At 36.7% G+C, this 22910-nt stretch carries 11 protein-coding genes and 1 pseudogene; 1 reads left to right on the top strand and 11 read right to left on the bottom strand.

The genetic code is table 11. From position 1 onward, the window contains the following. The first annotated feature begins 507 nt into the window (after nt 1-507). On the top strand, nt 508-1617 hold the full coding sequence (locus CELAL_RS16385) for a hypothetical protein (protein WP_013552004.1): 1110 nt from the start codon (nt 508-510) through the stop codon (nt 1615-1617). 122 nt (nt 1618-1739) lie between these two features. On the opposite strand, the gene ltrA is transcribed toward CELAL_RS16385, so the two are convergent. The 11 genes and pseudogenes from ltrA to CELAL_RS16330 all read right to left on the bottom strand — a co-directional run bounded on the left by ltrA (nt 1740) and on the right by CELAL_RS16330 (nt 22756). After that, entirely contained in the window at nt 1740-2993 is a 1254-nt protein-coding gene (ltrA, locus tag CELAL_RS16380) for a group II intron reverse transcriptase/maturase (RefSeq protein ID WP_013549079.1), read from the bottom strand. A 579-nt stretch (nt 2994-3572) separates the two neighbouring features. After that, nucleotides 3573-3863 (bottom strand): annotated as a pseudogene (locus CELAL_RS22960) (group II intron reverse transcriptase/maturase); the annotation flags it as partial. A gap of 255 nt (nt 3864-4118) precedes the next feature. Further along, nucleotides 4119-4352 carry a reverse transcriptase domain-containing protein gene (locus CELAL_RS22955; protein WP_456151071.1) on the bottom strand — a complete coding sequence of 78 codons (234 nt, stop codon included), beginning with the start codon at nt 4350-4352 and terminating at the stop codon, nt 4119-4121. 83 nt (nt 4353-4435) lie between these two features. Beyond that, a complete protein-coding gene (locus tag CELAL_RS16370) occupies nt 4436-5905 on the bottom strand; it encodes a hypothetical protein (RefSeq protein WP_013552003.1) in 1470 nt (489 codons plus the stop codon). A gap of 155 nt (nt 5906-6060) precedes the next feature. Continuing rightward, nucleotides 6061-7650 (bottom strand): carbohydrate binding domain-containing protein, encoded by a 1590-nt coding sequence (locus CELAL_RS16365; protein WP_013552002.1) that lies wholly within the window; start codon nt 7648-7650, stop codon nt 6061-6063. 3 nt (nt 7651-7653) lie between these two features. Beyond that, the gene (locus CELAL_RS16360) at nt 7654-8682 is read right to left on the bottom strand and encodes a DUF5627 domain-containing protein (protein WP_013552001.1); all 1029 of its coding nucleotides are present in this window, start codon (nt 8680-8682) and stop codon (nt 7654-7656) included. Between the two features lie 99 nt (nt 8683-8781). Next, a complete protein-coding gene (locus tag CELAL_RS16355; protein ID WP_013552000.1) occupies nt 8782-10506 on the bottom strand; it encodes a RagB/SusD family nutrient uptake outer membrane protein in 1725 nt (574 codons plus the stop codon). Between the two features lie 20 nt (nt 10507-10526). Then, nucleotides 10527-13385, bottom strand: a complete 2859-nt coding sequence (locus CELAL_RS16350) for a SusC/RagA family TonB-linked outer membrane protein (protein ID WP_013551999.1) — start codon at nt 13383-13385, stop codon at nt 10527-10529. Nucleotides 13386-13425: 40 nt separating this feature from the next. Further along, a complete protein-coding gene (locus CELAL_RS21625; protein WP_013551998.1) occupies nt 13426-15258 on the bottom strand; it encodes a RagB/SusD family nutrient uptake outer membrane protein in 1833 nt (610 codons plus the stop codon). 11 nt (nt 15259-15269) lie between these two features. Beyond that, a complete protein-coding gene (locus tag CELAL_RS16340) occupies nt 15270-18335 on the bottom strand; it encodes a SusC/RagA family TonB-linked outer membrane protein (RefSeq protein WP_169311408.1) in 3066 nt (1021 codons plus the stop codon). 1859 nt (nt 18336-20194) lie between these two features. Next, nucleotides 20195-22756: a cyclic nucleotide-binding domain-containing protein gene (locus CELAL_RS16330; protein ID WP_013551995.1), complete on the bottom strand. Its 2562-nt coding sequence runs from the start codon at nt 22754-22756 to the stop codon at nt 20195-20197. Nucleotides 22757-22910 lie beyond the last annotated feature (154 nt).

The following is a 22910-nucleotide window of genomic DNA, read 5'->3' as shown; positions in this document are numbered from 1 at the left end:
GTGATGCCATTTGCAATACCGCTAAGACATTTTTTTAAAGTTTATGTGAAAAGGTTTATGAATAAAGAAATGGGAGATCTCCTATTTTGTTAGTTATAAATTACAGCCTTTAGGATGGAATTATAACTCAAGTATTGCGCTTGATGGCGTAGAAAGAAGACTTTCTAAACGTTATCACGTTAAAATACTTGTTATAAGGACGTTAAAATAAAATACAAAGTCAAATAATTATGGATTTATAACAAAATAGGAGATCGATTTTTCTGTTTCCCATACTAACGTTTCATGCTTCTACATAAAAACATAAGTATGGGTAATCTTTAAAAAAATGGATCTATTACGTTCGGTATTTTAAACGGTTACCTTTTTTATTGCTAATTTTAGAAAAGTAAAAATTAAAATAAAACGGCACACAACACGCTGTATAATTTATGGCCTAAACTAACTGATATGAATAAAGGCCACAAATTATACATCTATCGTTGGCAATAATGCAAAAAAAATAGAATGACAACATTTCAAGTTACATTTCACTACATAAACAATGAAAGGAAAATTGAAATTCTTGAAAAATCCTTTTTGGATATAAAGAACCAACTTGACTTATATGAGAAACAACACTTAAATACCATCAATTCTTATTTAAAAAATAAGCAAGAAGAGTTAAAATCACTGAATACAAGATATATAACAGTAGAGAAAGAAGCTCAAAAAAGATATGATGAAACTCTTGGAGCAGAAAACCCTGAAGACCAAAATAATATAAGTTATGCGATACATATTTCAGGAATAGATTATTTATCAGAAAATAAAATTGAGGAAACTGAAGAAATAGGAGAAAAATACTCTGACTTTTTGGACCTTTTTAGTAAGTCTACATTAATTGCTCTCTATTCTTTAAATGAAAATTTTTTGAACAAAATTTGCGATATATCTTCCCAAACATTTAATCAAAAAATCAAAATCTCGCATTTCAACTCAAGGGATTATTTAAAAGCATCATTTAACTACTTAGAGCTTGTAATTGACATTCCAAAAGAACCATTTAAGAGTTATATTTCAAAATTAAAAGAAATTCAATTAATAAGAAATAAAATAATACACGCTGGGTCTCAAATTACCGATGATTCAATTCTAAAAATAGTAAAAAAACACTCAGATAGTTTTGATTATAATGAACGAAATCAATTTGTAAAAATAAAAAGCTCAAAATTCGTTAAGGATTTTTTCAAGTTACTTAAAAATGTTTATGAAGAACTATTATGGCTTCTAGAAGAAAGACAAAAAAATGAAACCTTAAAAAATATACTAGAAAATTGGTTTGGATTAATTGAAGGAAAAATTATTGTAACAGAAATTGACTCAAAAAAAACATCGAATAAAATACGAACAATTGATTTTAAAATAAAATCGGACAACAAAAATATTCCTGAATTAAATGGAAAATTAACTTTGACTCATTCAAATGAATATAATCTTGAGTTTATTGACCAAACAGAAAATGATTTAATTAAAGGGTTTTTAGAAGCTGATAAAGGTGGTATATATTTAAAAAAGGGATTCAAAACATTTATGTCTTTTAATGAAAAAAATGATATTCGCTTATTAATGTATTGAAAAACACTATTGCCAGTCGAGTAGGTAAAGAGGAGTTTCACCCCTAAACCTCTCACAGAACCGTACGTGAACCTCTCGATTCATACGGCTCTTGTTATACAGTCGATAATGTCTAAATAAATTTAGACCAATTTGTACCCCAGTTCCCAATGATAGAACAGATTTGGATATGATTTTGTAATAAACCTAAGCCATTTTACAGCTTTGATTTTGCTTCCTTTGAAGCGTTTATACTTGTTCAATATCCATCCGAGCATACGATTGTGTAGGTAATAGAAAAGAGGTTGCAGACTCCTACGACTTATCTTTCCATAATACCGAACCCAACCACGGATCTTGGGGTTCAGCAGATTTGCCAGATCCTGTATCCCACGTTGAGTTTTGTTATGGAAAGCAAGTTTACGGAGTTCTCCCGTGATTCGAACTTTAGATTTTCTGCTCATCTTACAATCAAATTGAAGGAAGCTTCCTCCCTTTTTCAATCTGAACCTTATCGGTTGAAAGCTGAATCCTAAGAAATCGAATTGTACAGGATACCCTTTGAGGTCTCTGCCATCCTTCTTACAGTACACTATTTTAGTCTTTTCAGGATGCGCGGTCAGACCGCACTCTGTCAGACGTTCTTTTAGAACTTCAAGTGTATGGACAGCTGCCTCATAACTTCTACAATGTACAATCAAGTCATCTGCATAACGCACCATCTTTACCTGTGGATGGTATTGCTCTAACCATTTGTCCACACAGTAATGCATATATAGATTAGACAAAAGTGGGCTGATCACCCCTCCTTGAGGTGTTCCTTTGCCCGTGGATATTTTAACCGTTCCATCTTCTAGTATTACTGGAGCTTCCAGCCACCGTTTGATGTAGAGCAACACCCACTTCTCCGAAACATGGCGTTCCAAAGCTTTCAGCAGAAGACCATGGTCTACATTCTCAAAGAATTCCTGTATATCCAGATCTATCACCCAGCTGTATCGTAGTACGTTTCGACGTACAACTTCAATAGCCGAATGTGCACTCCTGTTGGGACGGTATCCATAAGAGTTTTCTGAAAATATGGATTCCAACCTAGGTTCAAGGTACTGCTTCACCACTTGTTGTGCTATCCTATCGCTTACCGTGGGAATACCCAAAGGTCGGGTCTTGCCCCCTGCCTTTGGAATATTTACCCGCTTTACCGCAGGTGCAAAATAACTTCCTGATGCCAGTCTATTCCAAACCTTGTACAGTTCCTTGGAACGTACACTATCGAATTCCGATAGGGTTTGATGGTCTATCCCGGCACTTCCTCTGTTACTTTTTACCTTCTTGTAGGACTCCCACACCATTTCCTTGGTTATGGGAATCGACTTTGTTTGTTCTTTAAAAATCATCCTTACAATTTTAAGTTGTCCTTAAATTTAAACTGTATAACTGAAGTCCTTCGCTCCGCTCCCATTACAGGAGTTTCAACACTACTACAACTTCATCCGCAACCTATGCGCTCGTTAGTAATCGACTCACAGGTATTTCCTGCTTGTGTTTTCCTTTTGGCATAGCACATAGGCTTCCTGTGGTTCCACGATAAAGCCTGGATAAAAGTCATGCCCGCTTTATGACGGTTGCCGTATAGTCAGTAATTAGGTGCCCTCTACACTTATCCCCGATTCCTCGATATAAATCAGGTTTTGACAACGACTGGTCTTTTCGTCACTTCTTCGCAAGGTTCGCTTTCGCTCATCTCTTCTATCCCTACCTGACTATTTTAAATAGCCTTTTCTTCTATCGCTTCACACACCTTTGTTGCCTTGGATGTGTCATAGAAGTGGTTTGATGAGTTTTCCTAAAAACCCTCATCGGAGGACCTACCTCCATCTTTATCATAGATTACACAGCACACATCGACTAGACGGATCCGCCCCTAGTTAGGACGGACTGCGCCTCTCACACCACTAAGCGTACGGGTCTCGTACTTAGCGGTTCAGTAATGATGCAGTTTTGTGGTATTCGACTAAACTTATATAACCCCGCATTTTTAATCGTTTTACGCTTATTATAGTTCCCAGTATAGGGCTTTGGGCTACTGCCCATCCTCCCATTCTTGTTCGACTCCAAGCGTATGCCTGTTCTTTTGAAATCCCTAACCGTATTAAGTTTTTACGCTTGCAGTCTGGTTTCTTCCAGTGATGCCAAATACAGTAGCGTAACCGATTCCTAAGCCATTGATCAAGCTTTTTCAGTTTACCCTGAATACTACCTAATTTGAAATAATTTACTCAGCCTCTTATCAACCAGTTCAGTCGTTTCATTCGCTCATCAAAACTCATTGGAATCGTCTTTCTGGTCAAGTATTTTAGCTTTTGCTTTAATTCTGCCCATTTGGACTTCTTCGCAACCAGTTGATATTTCCCCTTTTCTCCCTTTTTGTAGGTGGGTACAAAACCGTACCCTAACAAATAAAAAGTTTGAGGGCGGCAAATGCAACTCTTTTCTTGGTTAATGGGTAAGTGTAATTTATCTCACAAATACGTATAGATACTATTACCTACTCGCTTTGCCGACTTTTTAAGACGAACGTAGATACTAAAATTATCGGCATAACGAACATATTTGTGTCCTCGTTTCTCCAATTCTTTATCTAACTCATTGAGTAGAATGTTGGATAGTAGAGGGCTCAAAGACGAGCCTTGCGGTACGCCTTTTCTACGTTTGATTAATTTACCACAAGAAACTTTGAGCAGGTTAAAATCCAAAAACTGATAAACAATAAAAAGACCTAATCTTAATTCCGAAAAACTAAGAGCAGGTCTTTTTTACATGGCACCGGATATTGTGTTTAATGATTTTTAAAATGCGCTTTGGCATCAATTAAACTAAATTTATCTGCATCATAAAACACTAAATAATCAACACTAAATCGTTTTGATCTGCCTGCTAAGGTTAACGTATATTGTTCTCCTTTTTTCAGTCCATAGATTAAGTTAAAAAACATATGTGTTCCTTTTTCTGCGCGTTGTCCCCAATGCCATTCTAATTCTGGTGTATTTGTACTCCCTTCTTGAAAATATTTAATATAATCTTCTAATTCCTCTTTAGATAAATTTGTTTCTGAAGTAAAATCACCTTTCATTTTAACAAAACCATCATTACACCAATCACCTTGTACGCCTTCCAATCGCTTACTGCTCATCATTAATAATCTAAAATTTCCATCTTTAGGCGCAATAAAAGTGTATTCTAAAGGTGAATTTGGTTCTCCCGTATTCGGCATATTACCTGCAAACTCAATATGTGCAAAACCAGAAGCTTTTTCTATGTAATGAACATCTCCCTTTTTTAAAAGGTTCCATTCTTGTAAATTAGAAGTCGTGTTTTCTGCTTCTATAAAAATATAATCGCTAGAGGTTAATTTAACATCTGGTGTTGCGCTAGTCATTTCAATGGGCTTGTTTTCAAAAAGAGCTTTAACTTCTTTCCAACCTGCTTTTTCATTTCCATTGTTTGGACCACCAGTAATTAACCAATACGTTATACCTGTATCAGAAATATCAAAATGTTTTTCTGTATTAGAATCCCAAGTCTCTAACTCATCCACTTGGTAGGTATCATCTATATGGTATAACCACTGCCAATTTTTATTTGAGCTGTTTTTTAACCACATCCAGTTGTTTATATGTGATTTAAAATCATCTTCACCATTTGCATTGTTTTGGTCAATAATATCATAATAAGTTACAGATGGAAAATCTTTTTTCATATCTGCCCAGGTTTTTTCATTAGTGCCATGGGTATGATCTTCATTCCATGTACTATGAGATATAGCATAAATAAATTGGCGTTTATTTTCTGGAGTAGCTTCTATTAAACTATAAGCCATTTGCATTGGACCAGCGCAGATAAACCAAAGTGGATTATTTTTACTGCTTTTTTTAGCTTCTTTGACAAAATTGGCAATTGCAGCTTCCTTTTCTGTTTGGTCATTAAATACTTTAGAAACATCGAGACCAAATCGTTTAGCACCACCTTTAGCAGCATCATCCATCATTTTCTCCCAACTTTCTCTAGAATCTCCTAAATGATTATTATAATCATAATGTACAAAGCGTTTTTCTAAATCTGCATAATGCAAAAGTGCTAGTGAAAAAGCGGTTGCTCCCCAATCGTCTGAATCATGTAAATTTCCATCAGAACTAAAAGCGATACGCCCCTTAGGCATATCAATTTTTGATTTTTGTGCAAAACTTAATAGTGAAGAAATTAAGCATAACCCTATTAAGGAATGCTTTAATAAATTGTTATTATTCATTTTTATGTTTTTTGATATTAAATTTATAAAATTTGTACTTTAAATACGATTGGTCTGTTTTCCTATACTAGGTAAAAGTAATAGGGTCAAGACTAAATGATTTTATCATTCCTTAGCCTTAACCCTATTTATAATTAACTAAGTAATTATTTTAGTTATAACTTTTCAAACTTAACGTACTTAACTATAACACTGTTGGTTTGATACCCATTATTCAATAAGATTCTAGCTGCATCTGTAGTGTTATTCGACATTGTAAACTCACCAGTAAATATTGTGGATTCTGAACCTAAAAGTGATAAAGTCTCATTTCCGTAGTAATTTTGATAACCATCACGTCCATCACCATCACCAACACTAAAACTAAAATCAAAACCTCCTTCACCAGGAACAGCCATTAATTCAATAGTAATTTTATATTTTGCATCTTTCTCTAAAGTAATACTTGGTTTATACAATTGTAGTGAATATGTGTTAGTTCCTACAACAATATTATCAGAAATCATAACTCCATCTTGCGCATAAACATTGGAAGAACCACCATCATTACCTTGATTGGTCCACCCATCAATACCGTCAGTGAAATTAGATTCGTACAAGATCTCCGACCCCAAGGATATAGTAATAGTATCTGCAATACCTGGATAACTAACAACGATTTCCGTAGTCCCTTCCTCATAAGCTGTTCCTTCTACTGGGTTTGTAGTAATCCCATAGATATCAAAATCTTCTGAAGCAACTATAACATCATCTTTTCCTGTAACGGCTAATCTTACGCTTAGCCCATTAAGGTCTATCAATTCTCCAACATCATAAAGTGTTTTGTCTGGTGCAAATTCCATAGTCATTCCAGTAACATCCAATTGGTTTACGGTTATAGGTATTCCTACCACATTTCCAGAAGCTGTCATTGCTTGAACTTCGTTATCCGTAGACTTCAGTTTATCCTCATTGGCTGGCGTCGTCGTAATATTGAAAGCAGCAAAATCCTCAAAAGAAAGCTCAACTTCTAGCCCACCTGGAAGTACATAATTAATTACTGTACCCTCAAGGCTCAACCTTTCCCCGATATCGTATACATTTTTTGTAGGTCCCGTCACTAAAGTAGCGCTTACCGGTTCAAATGCGATTACATCGATGGATTGAGTAACCTTTGCTTCTGATTCTAAATAAGAAATAACAACATTGGTATTATCAACCGCCAGAACATCCCCATCCATTGGAGTGGTTCCAAACTTTTTTCCAAAATCATCGAAAGCCACATCTGCAGTTGTCCCATCCTCTTGTACTGTAGTTACTACAAGGCCAGATAAGTCTAATGTCTCCCCGCTTACGTAATTCGCCTTTGGTTCTGTTTTTACTATAAGCGCTACTATATCATTGGTAACGTCTATAGCTTGAATCATACCGCTCCCTGTATCACCTATGGTGATAATCACAGCTTCATCAGAAAAATCTAACACCTTACCATTTTCTGGATCTGTAGTAATCCCTTCTTCGCCAAAAGAACTATAGGGTACATCTTTTATATTCTCCCCTTTACCCAAGGTAATTACCATACCGGTAAGATCTAACATTTCACCAAGTACATACTTTACTTTGGGCTGCGTTTTCATCGAAACCTCACTTACTCTGGGCGAGTCATTTTCTTCATCGTTACTACATGAAGTAGAAAACAACGCCAAAGGCAAAACAATTGCTAGGGCCACAAACTTTAACAGTGCGATATTTATATTTTTTTTCATTATCTATTGGTCTTTAAGTTCAACTGTAAACTCTTCAAAAATGGCAGTCCTATCCCGTATCACCAAAGTGTCCTTTACAACATGGGTTTCGCCATTAACTGCATCAGCATAGGTATAATTCAGATAAATAACATCTTTTGATTTACCTCCAAAAGAATCACCATCCTTCACAAATTGACCTGTTCCGGTAACTCCATAAGGATCGTCCTTATAACTACTTATAGTACATGTGTTATCCTCATTAAAGGAAAGTTCCATAATTACGTTGCCTGGGCTAGAGTTTTCACCACGTCCTATAAGATTTTGGTATTTTACCTTGTCTTTTCCTGCAGTCTCTAACAGTGATAATTCGTCCCTTTCGACGTAATCGGCACGGTATTCCCTCCCTATAAAGGCAGTGGGAGCTGTAATCATATCCTCACCTCTTCTAAGGTAGTTACCGTGAAATCTGTTCATATACTTAATTCCGAACAAAGTGTAGTCCTTAGGTAAAACATCCCAATCGGCCGAGTTTACGCGATCTGGATTAGCTACAATACTCCTCCCTACGGACAAAGTATCCAAGTTCTCCACCTTTGTCATTAGCAACGGAATTACATAATTAGTAGTATTTACTTTTCCAAAAGACAGGGTGTCCTGAAAAAACGCGTCGCGCAATTGCACCAAAATTCGTGCCTTGGTAGAACCTGAAGGAATAGAAACTGGACTTACCGTTTCAAAAGTATAATATTCTGCTGGGAGTGCCTTTACATTGGCTACGTTATCTAGAAGACTATTGTCTACCTCAAAATAGATTTTTCGCTCTATATCGTTACTATACACCCCAGTCATCAAGGCTGTTATTTCGAACCTAAAATCATTATCACTGTCGTTAAAGGCCAAATCATAATCACCTAGGATTAGGGTACGAGCTGGCGTCTGATAAGGGAAATAAGCTCCCTGAAACTCAAAATCATCAAACTCCGGTTCGGTGTTGCTACATGATAAGGTTATCAGTGCACCTACTAATAAAACTATATTTTTTATATTCATTAATGAAGAATTAATTATTAAACATATTTTGAATTTGGATTTTCGGCACCTACCGGAAACCTAAACCAAACCTCATTTATTTTCTGGTTATCCAATAGGTTACCACCCTTGGTTCTGTTCCAATTTGTTAAATTTAACTATCTCGTTCTGTGGTATTGGACCATAGTTGGCGTTATCACCATAAATTCTTGGTTCCACATTTAATAGGGTATAATTGGCCCCATTATATTTTGCTCCTTTAACGTTAGGTATTGTATTCAAAATACCCCATCGTCTTAGGTCGTACAAACGATACCCCTCAAAACAAAGTTCCAATCTGCGTTCGTTGCGGATAAGATTGCGCATATCTTCTTTAGACGTTATTCCCATTAAATAAGAATCTCCATTATCTTGCCCTACTCCAGCTCTGGCTCTGATAGCTCCAATTATAGACCGGGCACTCATACCATCTACTATATTATCTGGGCCTCCCAATTCATTGGCAGCTTCAGCAAACAATAGATATAGATCTGTATATCGCAGATAAATATTCATTTTTTCTGTCGTGGTTGTACTCCCATCGTTGCTAATTACTAAATCAGGAGCTACTAATTTCTTCATGTAGAAACCAGAACGTGTAGATTTACCTTGCACCTTGTCAACCTCGTCACTACCACCACCGACACCGGTATTGATAATTCTACCATTAAGATCGTTACCATTGTACAATACATACAAGGCTAAACGAGGATCTCTGTTGGTGTACGGGTTGGCAGCGTCATAATCTGGATGGGAAGTTGAGAACGGAGTACCGTCCAACATTGGAAATGCGTCTACTAAATTCTGGGTAGGGTTTACACCTCCATTCCCATTCAAAGAAGGCGGAAAATTGGCTTCTTCCACCCATGCGGAGCTATATACATTTTCTCTCCACAACACTTCTGGAAATGCACGAGTACCGTTAGGGAAATCGTAAAAATTGGTTAGCCCTTCAGGATCCAATCCTGCAACTCCTCCGTTATCATTCAATAGATCACCCAGGATATTGGCTGCTTTTTGGTAATTATCTCCCAATCCGTTTAAGAACGCTGGGCTGGCTGCCAATATATTCATTTTTGCCTGAATAGCTTTGATAATCCTTCCGCTAACGCGGCCATCTTGGGTGGCACCAAAAACAAACTGATATCTTTCAGAATCAATATTCTCATACCTTGAGGGGCGTTTTGCTAGGTCTCCATCCCAATCCATTGGCAAATACTCTAAGGCCTCCTCTAAATCTGTATTGATACGAGCCACCGTCTCTTTGAAGCCTAATCTTGGTATATTAAAATCTGCATCAAAAGACAAAACCTCCGAAATATAAGGTATCCCCAATAATTCCCCTGAAGTGCTCTTTCCCCCATGTTCTTGCAAAATCCAAAAATGTCTTATGCCTCTCAGGGCAATGGCCTCACCTCGCATCCTTTCCCGGAAAAGTTGATTGGTAACACTATCTCTTTTCCAAGATACATTCTCAATAACTTCTAGAAAATTATTCACAAATAGAATTTGCTCGTACTGTCCCCACCTACTTGAAAATGCGTTTTGAGCATTCCATTCACCTGTGGCCATCAATCTATAATTGTTCACTACATTACTGACAGCATCGTCGGTAGCCACATCACTAAAAGAATATTGATTGGGCATTCCCTCATAGCCGTTGAGCAGTAAGCCTTCGGCAAAGATAGGATCATTATTCAATCGGTCTTCACCTTGTAGGTTCTCATCTAAAGGCTCTATCAAAGTACAAGAACCTAAGGATAAGAGAATGGTAGCTATCGCTGTATATTTAAAAATTTTATTCATGTCTAAAATCTATTTTTTTGTTAAAACTTGATTCTAAGTCCCAAGGAATAGTAACGGAACATTGGACTATTGGTCAATTGTAATTCACGAATATCCTTGTTTTTTGAAATCTCCAAAAGGTTTGAACCGGAAGCATATATACTAAAATCCTCCATTTTCAGCTTCTCTACCCAATTGCTAGGCAAATCATAGGTCAATTGCACTCGTTGCAACCTAACATTACTATTGTCATACAACCAAAAGGTAGAGTTTACACCTAAGTTGTTTGTATTTGGCAAGGAAGATAATCTTGGAAAAGTTGCCGTATTAGCTGTTTCAGGAGTCCAACGCCCACGAACCACCTCTGAGTACTTCTGATCTCCCTGAGGGCGATAATAATTACCGTCAGTTATACCATCACCACCAACTTCGGCGGTTAAGAGCGCAAAGAAAGTAAAGGCACCATAATCTAAGGTTATATCAGAACTAAAGGTCCAAGGTGAATCCCATCGACCGATAGAAATTTGATCTTGATCGTTTACCTTTCCATCGTTATTTATATCACTATAGCGAAGATCACCTGGCTGTAATGCTCCGAACTGCGAAGGTATACCTGCCTTAAGAGAACCATCAGTGTTGAAATCATCTTCACCAAAGAAGCCCAAAGACTTTAAGCCAAAAATAGCATTTACAGGTTTACCTTCTCTATTCTGGTACTCGTCTGCATAAACCTCATCTACGACTCTCCTAACAGAATTCGTGTATAATACCCTAGCACCGATATTCATACCAAACTTACCAAAACGATCCAAATAATTGGCCCCGAATTCAAAACCAGAATATTTATCAGCGTTGAAATTAGAATAGGGTCTAAACCCTCCATAATATTCTGGGTAAGGAGTGGTTGCATTGATTACTTGGTCGCTTAAATCAGATCTGAAAACATTGGCTTCTAACCATATCTTTTTTGCAATTAAGGCTTCGAAACCAAGATTGTAGTCCATTCTTTTCTCCATGCCAAGATTATCGTTCTGTCCTCTAGATATGCTGGTGTATTGATTGTTGAAACCAGAACCAGAAGCATCTCCCCAATTGTAGGAACCACCATCCTGTTGATAAATAGCATCATATAAAAAATACCCATCAATACCAAAATCAGAATAAACAACGCCCATAGAAGATCGTAGTTTTAAATAATTTAACCAAGAAGAATTCTTTAAAGACGGTTCCTCTGTAAGCACATAGCCAAACCCTAAGGTCGGAGCAAACTTACCTCGGTTACCTTCTGCTAATTTTATGGAATGCACGTAGGACGAATTAAAATCGAACATCAATTTGTTCTTGTACGTATAGTTAACACTCATTCCTAAATGGTTATTTTTAGAAGATTGTTCTTCGTCGATAACATGCGTACTATTTCCTAGCGCCATTAATGATGCGTTGATAGCGTGATTTTCGCCTAACTGCTTCTCATAGTTAATCATCCCGTAGAAACCATAACGAATCGTGAACACATTGGAATTGATATTTTCTGTAAGTCCCGCACGGTCATTCTCCCTTACGTTTACCAATCCTATAATCTTACCCTCATCATTCCAAGTTGGCTCATAGGCAGCAAACTGATTTACATTACTAGTATTATATAGATTATAAAAGTCAAAACTTAAATACGTTTTGGCAGATAATCCTTCTGTAATAGCACTCAAATCAAAATCGATGGCATTGCTTACCTGACTTATTCTTGTTACGTTAGTCCTACTCCCACCAGCATATGCGTCACCTAAAGGGACGTTGTCTTTAAAATTCTGATTTCCACCAATAAGGAATCCGTTAAATTTTTTGGCGGCTTGCAATACCCCTGCCAATTCTGGATTACCAGTGACATCTATAGCGCTTATAGGTAATAGAGGAGAATATAGATCAGGCCTAAAACTGTTACCTGCATCATAAAGATTCGTCAAAGAGGTTTTATTCTGTTCAAGAATAGCAATCATATCAAAGCTACTCTTGATCCAGTCATTTACTCGGAAATCAATATTTCCACGAACATTAAATCGGTTAGCACCTCTATCATTATCGGTAACATTCTGTATGGTTTGATCGCTCTTAAAACCAACATTGATATAATATTTGGTATCATTTACAGCTCCCGAGAAATCGGCCACAACATTGGAAAAAGACGCGTAATCCTTCATGTAGTCACTACTGTATAAATCTACATTAGGATACCTATAAGGATTGATACCACTAGCATGATTCGCGATTACCTCATCGGTAAAACCTGGATTCGGAGCCAGCCCATCATTAGCTCTGGCTTCATTAAAAAGTGTCATATACTCAGCAGTGCCCAGATAATTTGGTATGCTTGTTGGAAATTTAATTCCCGAACTAACACTAACATTAAATTCTTGCTTTTCCGTACCACGTTTCGTGGTTACAACGATTACTCCATTCCTCCCCATAGCACCATAAAGGGCTACTGCACTGGCATCTTTTAGAATGGTAATTTCCTGAATTTCTTCCATATTAAGCAAATCGATGCTTCTTCCTGGAATACCATCCACGACGATCAAGGCAGTACCTAGGCCCCGAATATTATCGCTCCCTTTAAGTCCGGTCATTCTGCCAGACAAGGCATCACGGACCCATTGGGTGTTGTCATTCTTGAGAAAATCTCCGGGCTCGATGCTAGATACCGCACCGACCACGTCTCTATTCTCTCGGTTTTGAAATCCTAGGTTTACGTCTTCCTTAATCTTGGATACCAATTTATTGGTATTTATTACTATGGAATCGGTGTTTGTGGTTAGATCATTGTCTTGAGCGGCTAATGTAATGGAAAACATTACAGAGAAGCAACCAAAAAACAATGATTTTCTATATTTATTAAAGTGTGTCATAGATTATTTATATTAACAAATAGTGAAAACAGTTTTGATTTTACCATCCCGGGTTTTGTGGGAATCCTTCGTACAATTCCGTATCATTCTGAGGAAATGGTAACCAATAATGTTTTTCATCAAAAACTTTTGTACGTATTACTTCTTCTTTAAAATTGATCGGTTTTCCAGCGGAATTTCGGTCAAAACGGATACCTGTTTTCAATCGGTATTTCATATCTGTACCCAATTTCCAACGTCTTACATCCATCCAGCGGTGGTTTTCGTAACTCATTTCTACGGCCCGTTCTCTACGGATCTCATCCATAAATTTATTTACACTGGTTAAATTCTGTGGTTTAACATTTAAACTACCGTCGGGAACGGCACGTTCACGTATTGCGTTGATAGCGTCTACTGCAGACATATTGAATCCAGGTGCAACTCCGTCTAAGCCATAAGCCATTACAGCAGCCTCGGCATACATGAGGTATACATCCGTAAGTCTTACATGCGCTCTCCATCCAAATGCTTCTACATTATCGAACTTATTGAAATTTCTTGGAGACCATTTTTTCATTCCATATCCTGTAAGGGAACCATTGAACTGATTGGGATTACGGTGTACTCCATCATTATATAGTTGTGCATATCGGTGTACTTCATCAGCGCCAGTAGCGGCTCCTATATTGTCGATCAACTGATCACCATCTACCACAATCCATTTGTTAAAACGGGGATCCCTATTTTTCCAAGGATCTTGAGGATCGTACAAAGGACTATCATCACATGACAAGCCATCATTCATTCCAAAATAGTTATGGATATAGTTATGGGTAGGGGCTGCACCTGTATCACCTGAACTCATTGCAACATCAGTTAACTGCCATATAGACGGTAAATACTTAGGATACCAACCTACGTTTCCTGGTTGACTTAAAATAAATTCAGAAGAATAAGGGTACTGTCCGTTCTCAGAATAGAACACAGAACCATAGTCATCCCAAGGTACCAATTGATATCTTGGCATTTGTATTACCTTGGCCAATGCTTCGGCGGCTTTTATACTCAATTCCTTATTATATCCATAGGTATCATTACTACCTTGCATTAATGGACTAGCTGCATATAAAAGATTCTTTCCTTTCATGGCCATGGCCGCACCTTTAGTTATACGGAACATATTTTGCCCTCTAGTCTTCTCTCCAGGTCCCCAATTTGCATCGTCCCAATCTTCAGGAAGCAACGCAATTGCCTTATCGAAATCTGCATCTATACTCAATGCCGTTTCAGACCATTCTGTTGGTCTTGGCAACTGCCAATCGTCCTCTAAAACCCGGTCTATATACGGTATAGCTCCCCAGAATTTCATAATCTCATGATGAAAAAATGCTCTAAAGAAATAGGACTGACCCAGAATGGCATCTCTTTCTTGTTGCGTAGCATTTACCATTAAGGTCTCTACATTTTCAATGGCCAGGTTAGCCTTTCGTATACCATTCCAGCTACTTACCCATACAGAACTTCTATCAAAAGGATAGTCTGAATTAGTATCTTTTGGTTGACCGTTACCCGAACCTTGGTTGATCATAAACATACCTCTTTGATTTGCCCATTGACCGTATTCGCCCTGGTCTACACTAAAATCGAACATCCAAGTACGGTTATTTACAGATTCTTCCCCATAATAGCCATAATACTGCCAGAAAGCTCCGGCATAATCGACCATCATAGCGTACATTTCTTCTACCCAACCTTGAGAATTGTCAAAATCTTGGAATACCTCATTGATGCTTAGGTCAGTTTCAATAGTTTTATCTAAGTAATCTTCACAGGAAACAGTAATTGTTCCTATCAAAAACACCCAGCACATTAGTTTAAATATTTTTTTCATAGTAATTGCTCTTAAAAGTTAATATTTACCCCTAGATTAATTCTCCTAAAGGAAGGATAACCTCCTCTAAACTCACCGTCATCATTGCTCTGCCTATCATCCGGAAGCTTTGACCAGAAGGCCAAATTGTTTCCGTTTAGGTATACCCTGTAACTACTATCTCCTTTGGAAGCAAAAGTGTATGCAAATTCCATATTTTGTAATTTTACAAAAGAGGCATCATACCATTGTCTGTAAGAATCTGTACTGTGTTGTGTGTTATTAAATCCACTAAGTACATGTTCTCCATCTGGGTTCTCTTTGCTCCAGTAGTCCGAAAGGAAATCAAAATACAAGTGAGATTCTCCAACAAATGTCCTGTCTTGATATTGTTTGGTTGCATTACTAACCCCATATAATTGAACCGTGAAACTAAATTTCTTATAGTTAGTCCCCAAGGTTAAGTTAAAAGTATTCTGAGGCCGTTCTGTATACCCAAAAGGTACTTGATCATACTCTCCACTTACAAACCCATCCATGTTCCAATCCTGTTCATCATAGAAACCAGGTCTACGTGCACCTTGGTTACTTTCGCGAGGATAGGAACCATATACATCATCCCAGTTCATCATCAAATCTCCTCTTATTATTTCACGTGGTTGCCCTATAGCATATCCAGCCTCTTTTTGATAGTCTGGTCTAAGCTCAGGATCTTCCTTGTAAATTATCTCATCCTTGGTAAAGGTGTAGGCAAAATCTCCATTAATACTCCAATTCTCTGTAAGCTGTTGCTTATAATTGAATACTAACTCCATACCTTTTACAGATGTTTTACCTAGGTTGGCATCAGGCGGTTGAAAACCAAAAAAACTAGGAACACTTCGATCAGTGGCAGGAATAACAATATTATCACGATCTTCCTGAAAGAAATCCACGTCCAGGGTGAACATATTTTGAAGTACAGCTAATTCAAAACCGATATTCGCTTTCTGCGAGGTCTCCCATTGTAGATTCGGATTTCCAATTGTAGCTTCTTTATAAAAGGTGTAAGGAGATCTATCCCATTTGTTACTGTTGTTCAAATAAGCACTTCCGCCACTGCCCCACTGGGAGATATAGCCCCATCTACCACCTGAGGAATCATCACCTACGATACCGTAAGAACCACGGATCTTAAGCTTGTTCAACCAACTGTCTGTTCCACTCATAAAACTTTCATTAGTTACCATCCAGCCTAATGCTACTGATGGAAAGAGATCAAACCTAAAACCAGGTCCGTATTTCTCAGATCCATTATAGGCTCCGTTCACATCAATAAAATAACGGCTATCATAGTTGTAGGTAGCTCGAGCCACCCAATCTTCCCGGTATCTTGGGAACATATTTCCTATAGCATACTCCTCTCTGTTCATTAAAGCCAACATGCCTACGGTATGTTTCTCTCCAAAAATACGATCATAATTAAAAGAAAGCTGGTAGAACAAACGTCGACTAGAATTATCGTCATTAATATTCAAACCGTCTCTAGACCATGGTTGAACCACATAATCAAATTGATTTTCACCTGGAGGGGTTACGTAATAAAACGTTCCATCATCATTATAAATCTTAAAGACTACATTGTCATCTGCATCAATTTTAGGGTCATTAATTCCTTCATTACCTCTAAAGTTGTTATCAAAGGAAAATGAACCTCTAAAACTTAAACCTTCTGTAACGAAATCTAATTTTTGTTGTAAGACAAAATCGGTATTCACCTGTACTCTATGTTCATTGATATCGCTTCTTGCTGTTAATGAAACCGCAGGGTTAAGAATATCGTATCTATTAACTACTGCGCGCCCATAAGAACCATCAGGATACAAGGGATAAAATAAATCTGGTGCCAATTCATAAATACTGTTATTAAGTAAAGATCTATCAACAGTAGTACCACCTTGAACTCCGTAATACCCAGAAAGGTTTACAGAAAGACGGGTAGATTTGGTTACGTCAAAATCTATATTGCTCCTAAAGTTAAAACGGTTATAATCAAAATTGGTAGTATACCCTCTGCCACTATCAAAGGCCTCTCCGTCATAGATATCACCTACATGGTTATAGTTAATAGCTCCAAAGTATTTTACATACTCGGTACCCCCACTAACAGAAAGATCCACCTTGTAATCCATGGCAAAATCCTTTTGTGTAACGTCTATCCAATCTACATTAGGATACACATATTTATCAGTATCATTGATAGGATTTCTATACCTATCTGCAATTGACTCGGGAACATAATAGCTCCAGGCTCCCTCATTAGCCGGGACAGAACGCTCAATGGACTCATTAGCAACCGTTATACCATTATACGAATCGTATTTTTCAGGTAATTTCGATGGCGTTTTGAAAGTTGAACTAGCCGTTAAAGAAAGTTGTGCCTTACCAAGTTTTCCTCGTTTTGTAGTAATAAGGATAACCCCATTGGCTCCTTTTACACCAAATACAGCGGTAGCTGAGGCATCTTTTAATACAGAAATACTCTCCACATCATTGGAATTGACATCGTTCATACTCCGCTCAATACCATCTACCAAAATAAGTGGCTGCCCACTACCGTTCCAGCTACTCCTTCCACGAATAAATATGTCAGGAGCCTCTTCTCCAGGACGTCCCGTAGAAGAAATAGTAGTAACGCCAGGCAAACGTCCTGTAAGCGCCTGTCCTACCGTGGCTACTCCACCAGATTGCAACAGCTTGTCTCCTGAAACCTGTACAATGGAGCCTACCACACTCTCTTTCTTTTGTTTACCGTAGCCGACTATGACCACTTCATCCAAGCCTAGAACATCGCCATCCATAACGACATTAATTTCCGTTTTACTATTAACTTCAATTTTTTGGGTGGTTAATCCCAAATAGCTAACGATTAAAGTCGCGTTTGCGGGAACATTTATGGTAAAATTACCATCAAAATCGGTCATTACACCATTTCCACTGCCCTGTTCTACAATATTGGCACCGACTACCGGCATACCTGTTTCTGCTTCGGTTACAGAACCCTTAACGGCAATGGTTTGCTGAGGGTTATTATTGGCCCATACGGTAAAATGGGACAAAAAAATGAGTAATACAAAGAGCCTCATTTCCTTGCCTAAATTAAAACCGAAAATGAGCTGTTTTGTGTAAAGGATTCGTTTTTTCATACATTTAAATCTTTTTTGTCACCTTGATTTGTAAGTTTTGGTGATACTTGTTTTAACCTATTAAATTCATCCCAAGATGTTCTACTTCTCATGGTTTAAATCTAACTAATACATCATTTCATTGTTTTTACTTCATAACTTTAAATTAACTGCTCTCTTAAAGACGCATTGTTAAACATTTATTTTAGTGCACTGCTAAGTTGAAAGACAATGTTAAAAAAAGGTTAAACAAATAAGAGCTAAAAATGATGCACATAGTGTAATTAATGTTGCATCAATGCCCTAAAAGCAGGTAATGCGACATTAATTATGATGCGTGCGACATAAAACACAATCTAAGATGTTTAAAAATTTAAGAACCTATTAACACTCAATATCCTATTTCTTAACACTAAAGTCATAAATATATAGCCCTAAAAAATTCAAAAAATAAATTAAAAGAGGAGATAAACGTCCATTCGCGCTCTATTTCAACATAAGTTTTAAACCAAAGACAAAAGGATAGTAATTTGGCCCGTAATAAGTTCGGAGTGATCTTTTAAATTTCAAATAATACCTTTGAGATATGAAATACAAGAAAAAGAGTTTAGCAGAAAAATTAGAATCTTAGCTTGTTCAGAAGAAATCGGCAGTGTTGAAGCTTGTCGTTAATACGCCGTTAATACAGGAACGCTAATACCGTTGGAAGAAAAAAACGGGTTTAAAGGCCACCTATGATACTTATGGCAAAGAATTAAAACAATTAGAAGAAGAGAATAGAATACTTCGCAAGCTTCTTAGTCACAAGGAAATTGAATTAGAAGTCTGGCGAGAACTTCTAAAAAAAAGTTTGGAACGTCCGATCCAAAAAAATTTAGTCCGTTCTTTTTAAAAAAATATAAGATTATCAAAACTATGATTGTCAATATGGTAGGCATGGTTCACAGAAGTTATTACCGTAGACTTAGTCTTAGGAGGAAAAGGAATAAACCAAGTCCGTTTACCTATCATCAAACTAAAGGACAGGTAAGTCAGAGCATAGTAGTTGCATCTGTTAAGCAAGTTTATCCCATGAATGTATAGCTTGTGGATACTGCTTATTTGAAATGAGAGGGCTATCTAATTAATCACAAGAAGCTATATCGAATAATGAAAGAAGAGCGTTTATTGAAGCTAGAAAAACAAATAAATAGAAGTGGTTCAGAAAAAAAATTCGTGAAATTTAGAAAAGTAAATACTTCTAGACCTTTTGAATGCTTAGAAATGGACATAAAGATGGTTTGGATACCAAAGGCTGGTAAAAACGCTTATTTACTATATATAATCGATGTTCATACCCGTAAAATATTGAAAGCGTATTTTGCTTTTCAATTAAACAAGACAAGCTTATAACATTTCTTTCTGAAGTATTTTTAGATTATCAATACTGTGAAAGTGTTGTCATTAGAAGTGATAACGGAAGTCTGTTTATTGCTAAAAGTGTACGTGAAATAGGCATTCAACTAGAGTTTACACATGTAGCTACACGTGAAGAAAATGCACATATAGAAGCCTATCACGGCATACTACAAAAAAGAAGTGTTTACCAGAGTGGATTATAGCACTTTTGGAGAAACTGGAATTGTATTAAAAAGATACTTGAGTTTTATAATAATATTAGAATTCATGGCCTTTTAGGACGCATTACACCAATGGATAAGCGGAACCTGATTAACCGCATAATTAATAATCGTAATTTAAAAGAATACTCTTGTTTTATAGGGGTCAAAAACAGTACTGATAAAGGCCTCCTCTTAATTATCCAATTCTAATAAAGATACAGACTGCAAAGCATTTTTAATAACACTGCTCCAGATGGTATACCCTTCTTTATTAAGATGTAACCCATCTGATAAATATAATTCAGGAATGGGTCTGTTATCGCTACTAATCATATGGCTAAATACATTTATATACTGCGCATTTAAATCGGAAATTATATATTTTGAAAGCAACAAATTGGTTTCTATTATCAACGGAATCATCTGCTCTCGCTCAACACTTGGCTTTAAACTTATTAAAGCTAATGCTACCTCCGGATATTTAGCTTTAACCATGCCTACTAATTCGTGACAGTCTGCCAATACTTCTTGCGGAGTTCTGCCTTGATTCAAATCATTCTCTCCTGCATAAAGTACTATTTTGGATGGCTTTACAGCAACAAATATCTCATCAAAATAATGAATACACCATGCAAATGTAGAGCCTCCAAAACCAAGATTAACGGTATTAAAAGGCAGCAAATCTTTCTGCATATGCACCCACAAACGCACAGAAGAACTTCCATAAATTGCGATAAGATTTTCTTGGGTCTCTAATTTTGATACCCTTCTTTTTAGTCTTTTAATTTCATTAGACCACATAGCAGGTGGTTCTTCCTTATGCACCGTTCCTCCCGTAGTTATAAACAACTCTTCTGCCCTATCTCTAGCTTTTTGAACCTCGACTTTATACTGTGCTTGATACTTTTGTACGAAAGCATAAATAGCATCGTTACTTTTTGAGGTTATCTTTTCACTTAATAAAAAGGGCGCTCCTATTTTGCAATAAAACAAAGACCTTCCTATTCTATCATCAAAATTCACCAGAATAATAGGTACGATAAGCGGTTCTTTTTTCTGGCCAGCAGCCAATTTAAAAGCTCCCATTTTAAAAGGACCAGGTGATTCTTCGGTGCGATAGGATGTTCCTTCAGGGCTAATAATTAGATTATAGTTATTGCTTAAATGTTTAGATGCTTCTTCATAAAATATATTTCGGGCCTGTTCTACATCTTCAGATGACGTCTGATCACTATCTTTAGTATACACATTAATATGTCCTAAATTGTCATAATAATTTTGGTGCCCATATTCTTGCCCACGGCCAATGCGGACGGTTCTAATGCCTGGTTCTCCATATTTTTCAAATAAGACCTTCGCACTTATAAAATGGGAGTCTAATGTAATTTGAAAGCTGTTATTTAAGGTGTAATGCGTATCATTTATCAAATGGTTATAGGTAAAAATATGGCCTGTAGTCTCGGGTAAGTTCTCCCAACCTTCAATCTTATAAGGTACATTTTCAAAAACCTGATTGGTTAATTTTGCACAAATCTTACGGTTGAGATCAAGGTCTGTAGCATCCCTTTCTGCTACATCCGAATATATTTTCTGCAATCCACTTATAAAATGGCATTCTTTCTGATCCTCTGTCAGCAATTCTAAACTCAAAGAGGCAATATGCCTTTCCAAAGCACTACCATCCTCTAACAAAGATGTTAATGCATCATAAGCCAATTGTTTTGTATTGTTACTTTTTAAAAGATGAGAGACTTGGTGTAAGGGTGATGAAACTGATAAGCGTGATTCATTATTTTTAATGAGCTGAAATACCGCCTGAAGATTATGTTTACCCAATAAACCCACATATCTTATGAATGCAGCGTTTAATTGGTTGCCCATAAACCAGATTAACCGTTGAAAAAACTGACCTTCAAAAAGGTCGTCTTTTTTAAACAACTCCATTAAGTCATGATCATGAATAAAATAGGCAGAAGTTCTGGTACGTGTAATTGCCGAACAGCTATCCTTTTGTTTTAAGAGGCAAGACCATCCAAATACAAATCCTGAATTCTTGATGGAACGTTGTTTAATTTCGATCGAATTCTCTATCCGCTTTATAGTAACTTCCCCATCAATCAAAATAAATAATCCATTACTAGAACCATCCTGAACATATAAAACTTCATCTGCTTCATATTCTCTACGTTCTACAAATGTTGCCATAGTAGACAATTGTTTCTCCTCAAAATAATCTAAAAACGGAGATCGTCTCATAAGAGAAATAATCTCCTCTTTTTCTGCTACAGGTGAAATATGAAATTTACGATCTTCTACAAAAGGTTGAAACCGCACCGGGTTTAATAATTCAGATTGCTTTAATAGTGCTCTGTGTAAAAGGTGGTATAATTTTGTGCCAATATTTTTAAGAAGTATATTTTGATGCCCTTCTTGCAAATACGCTTCAATTTCTGCAAAAGGAATTTCAAAGAACATTGCTTTTTGAGAAGCTACTAATACCTTATAAACATATCTTTTCGGGGTCGTAAACCCATTGAGTCCTAGTGTAGAAAACGGCTCAGAATTTTGACACACTAATATATCTTTATCAGGGTTGTCTATAGAAATATAGTAGGCTATGCTGCCTTCTAAAAGCCACCTAAACGTTCTTACCTTCTTATGAATAAAACATATGGTGTGCCCTTTTTCATAAGTTTGAATTGTTCCATTAGGAAATTTTTCTTGCAGTTGCGAAATACTAATTTCTTCTTTCAAAAAACGATGGTTTTAAGTTCGTACTATATCGTAAGTTATTAAAGTATTCCTAAGAAAAGATGTATTCTATTTATTTAAATTGAAATATCATTTCCCCATAGTTATTTTATAAAAATCCATAATATCTGACAACGATTTTCCTGAATTATTAAAT

Source organism: Cellulophaga algicola DSM 14237, from assembly GCF_000186265.1.
In the GTDB taxonomy this organism is placed as follows: Bacteria; Bacteroidota; Bacteroidia; order Flavobacteriales; family Flavobacteriaceae; genus Cellulophaga; species Cellulophaga algicola.
The sequence above is the reverse complement of the archived record's forward strand: the minus strand, read 5'-3'. Positions and strand labels throughout refer to the sequence as shown.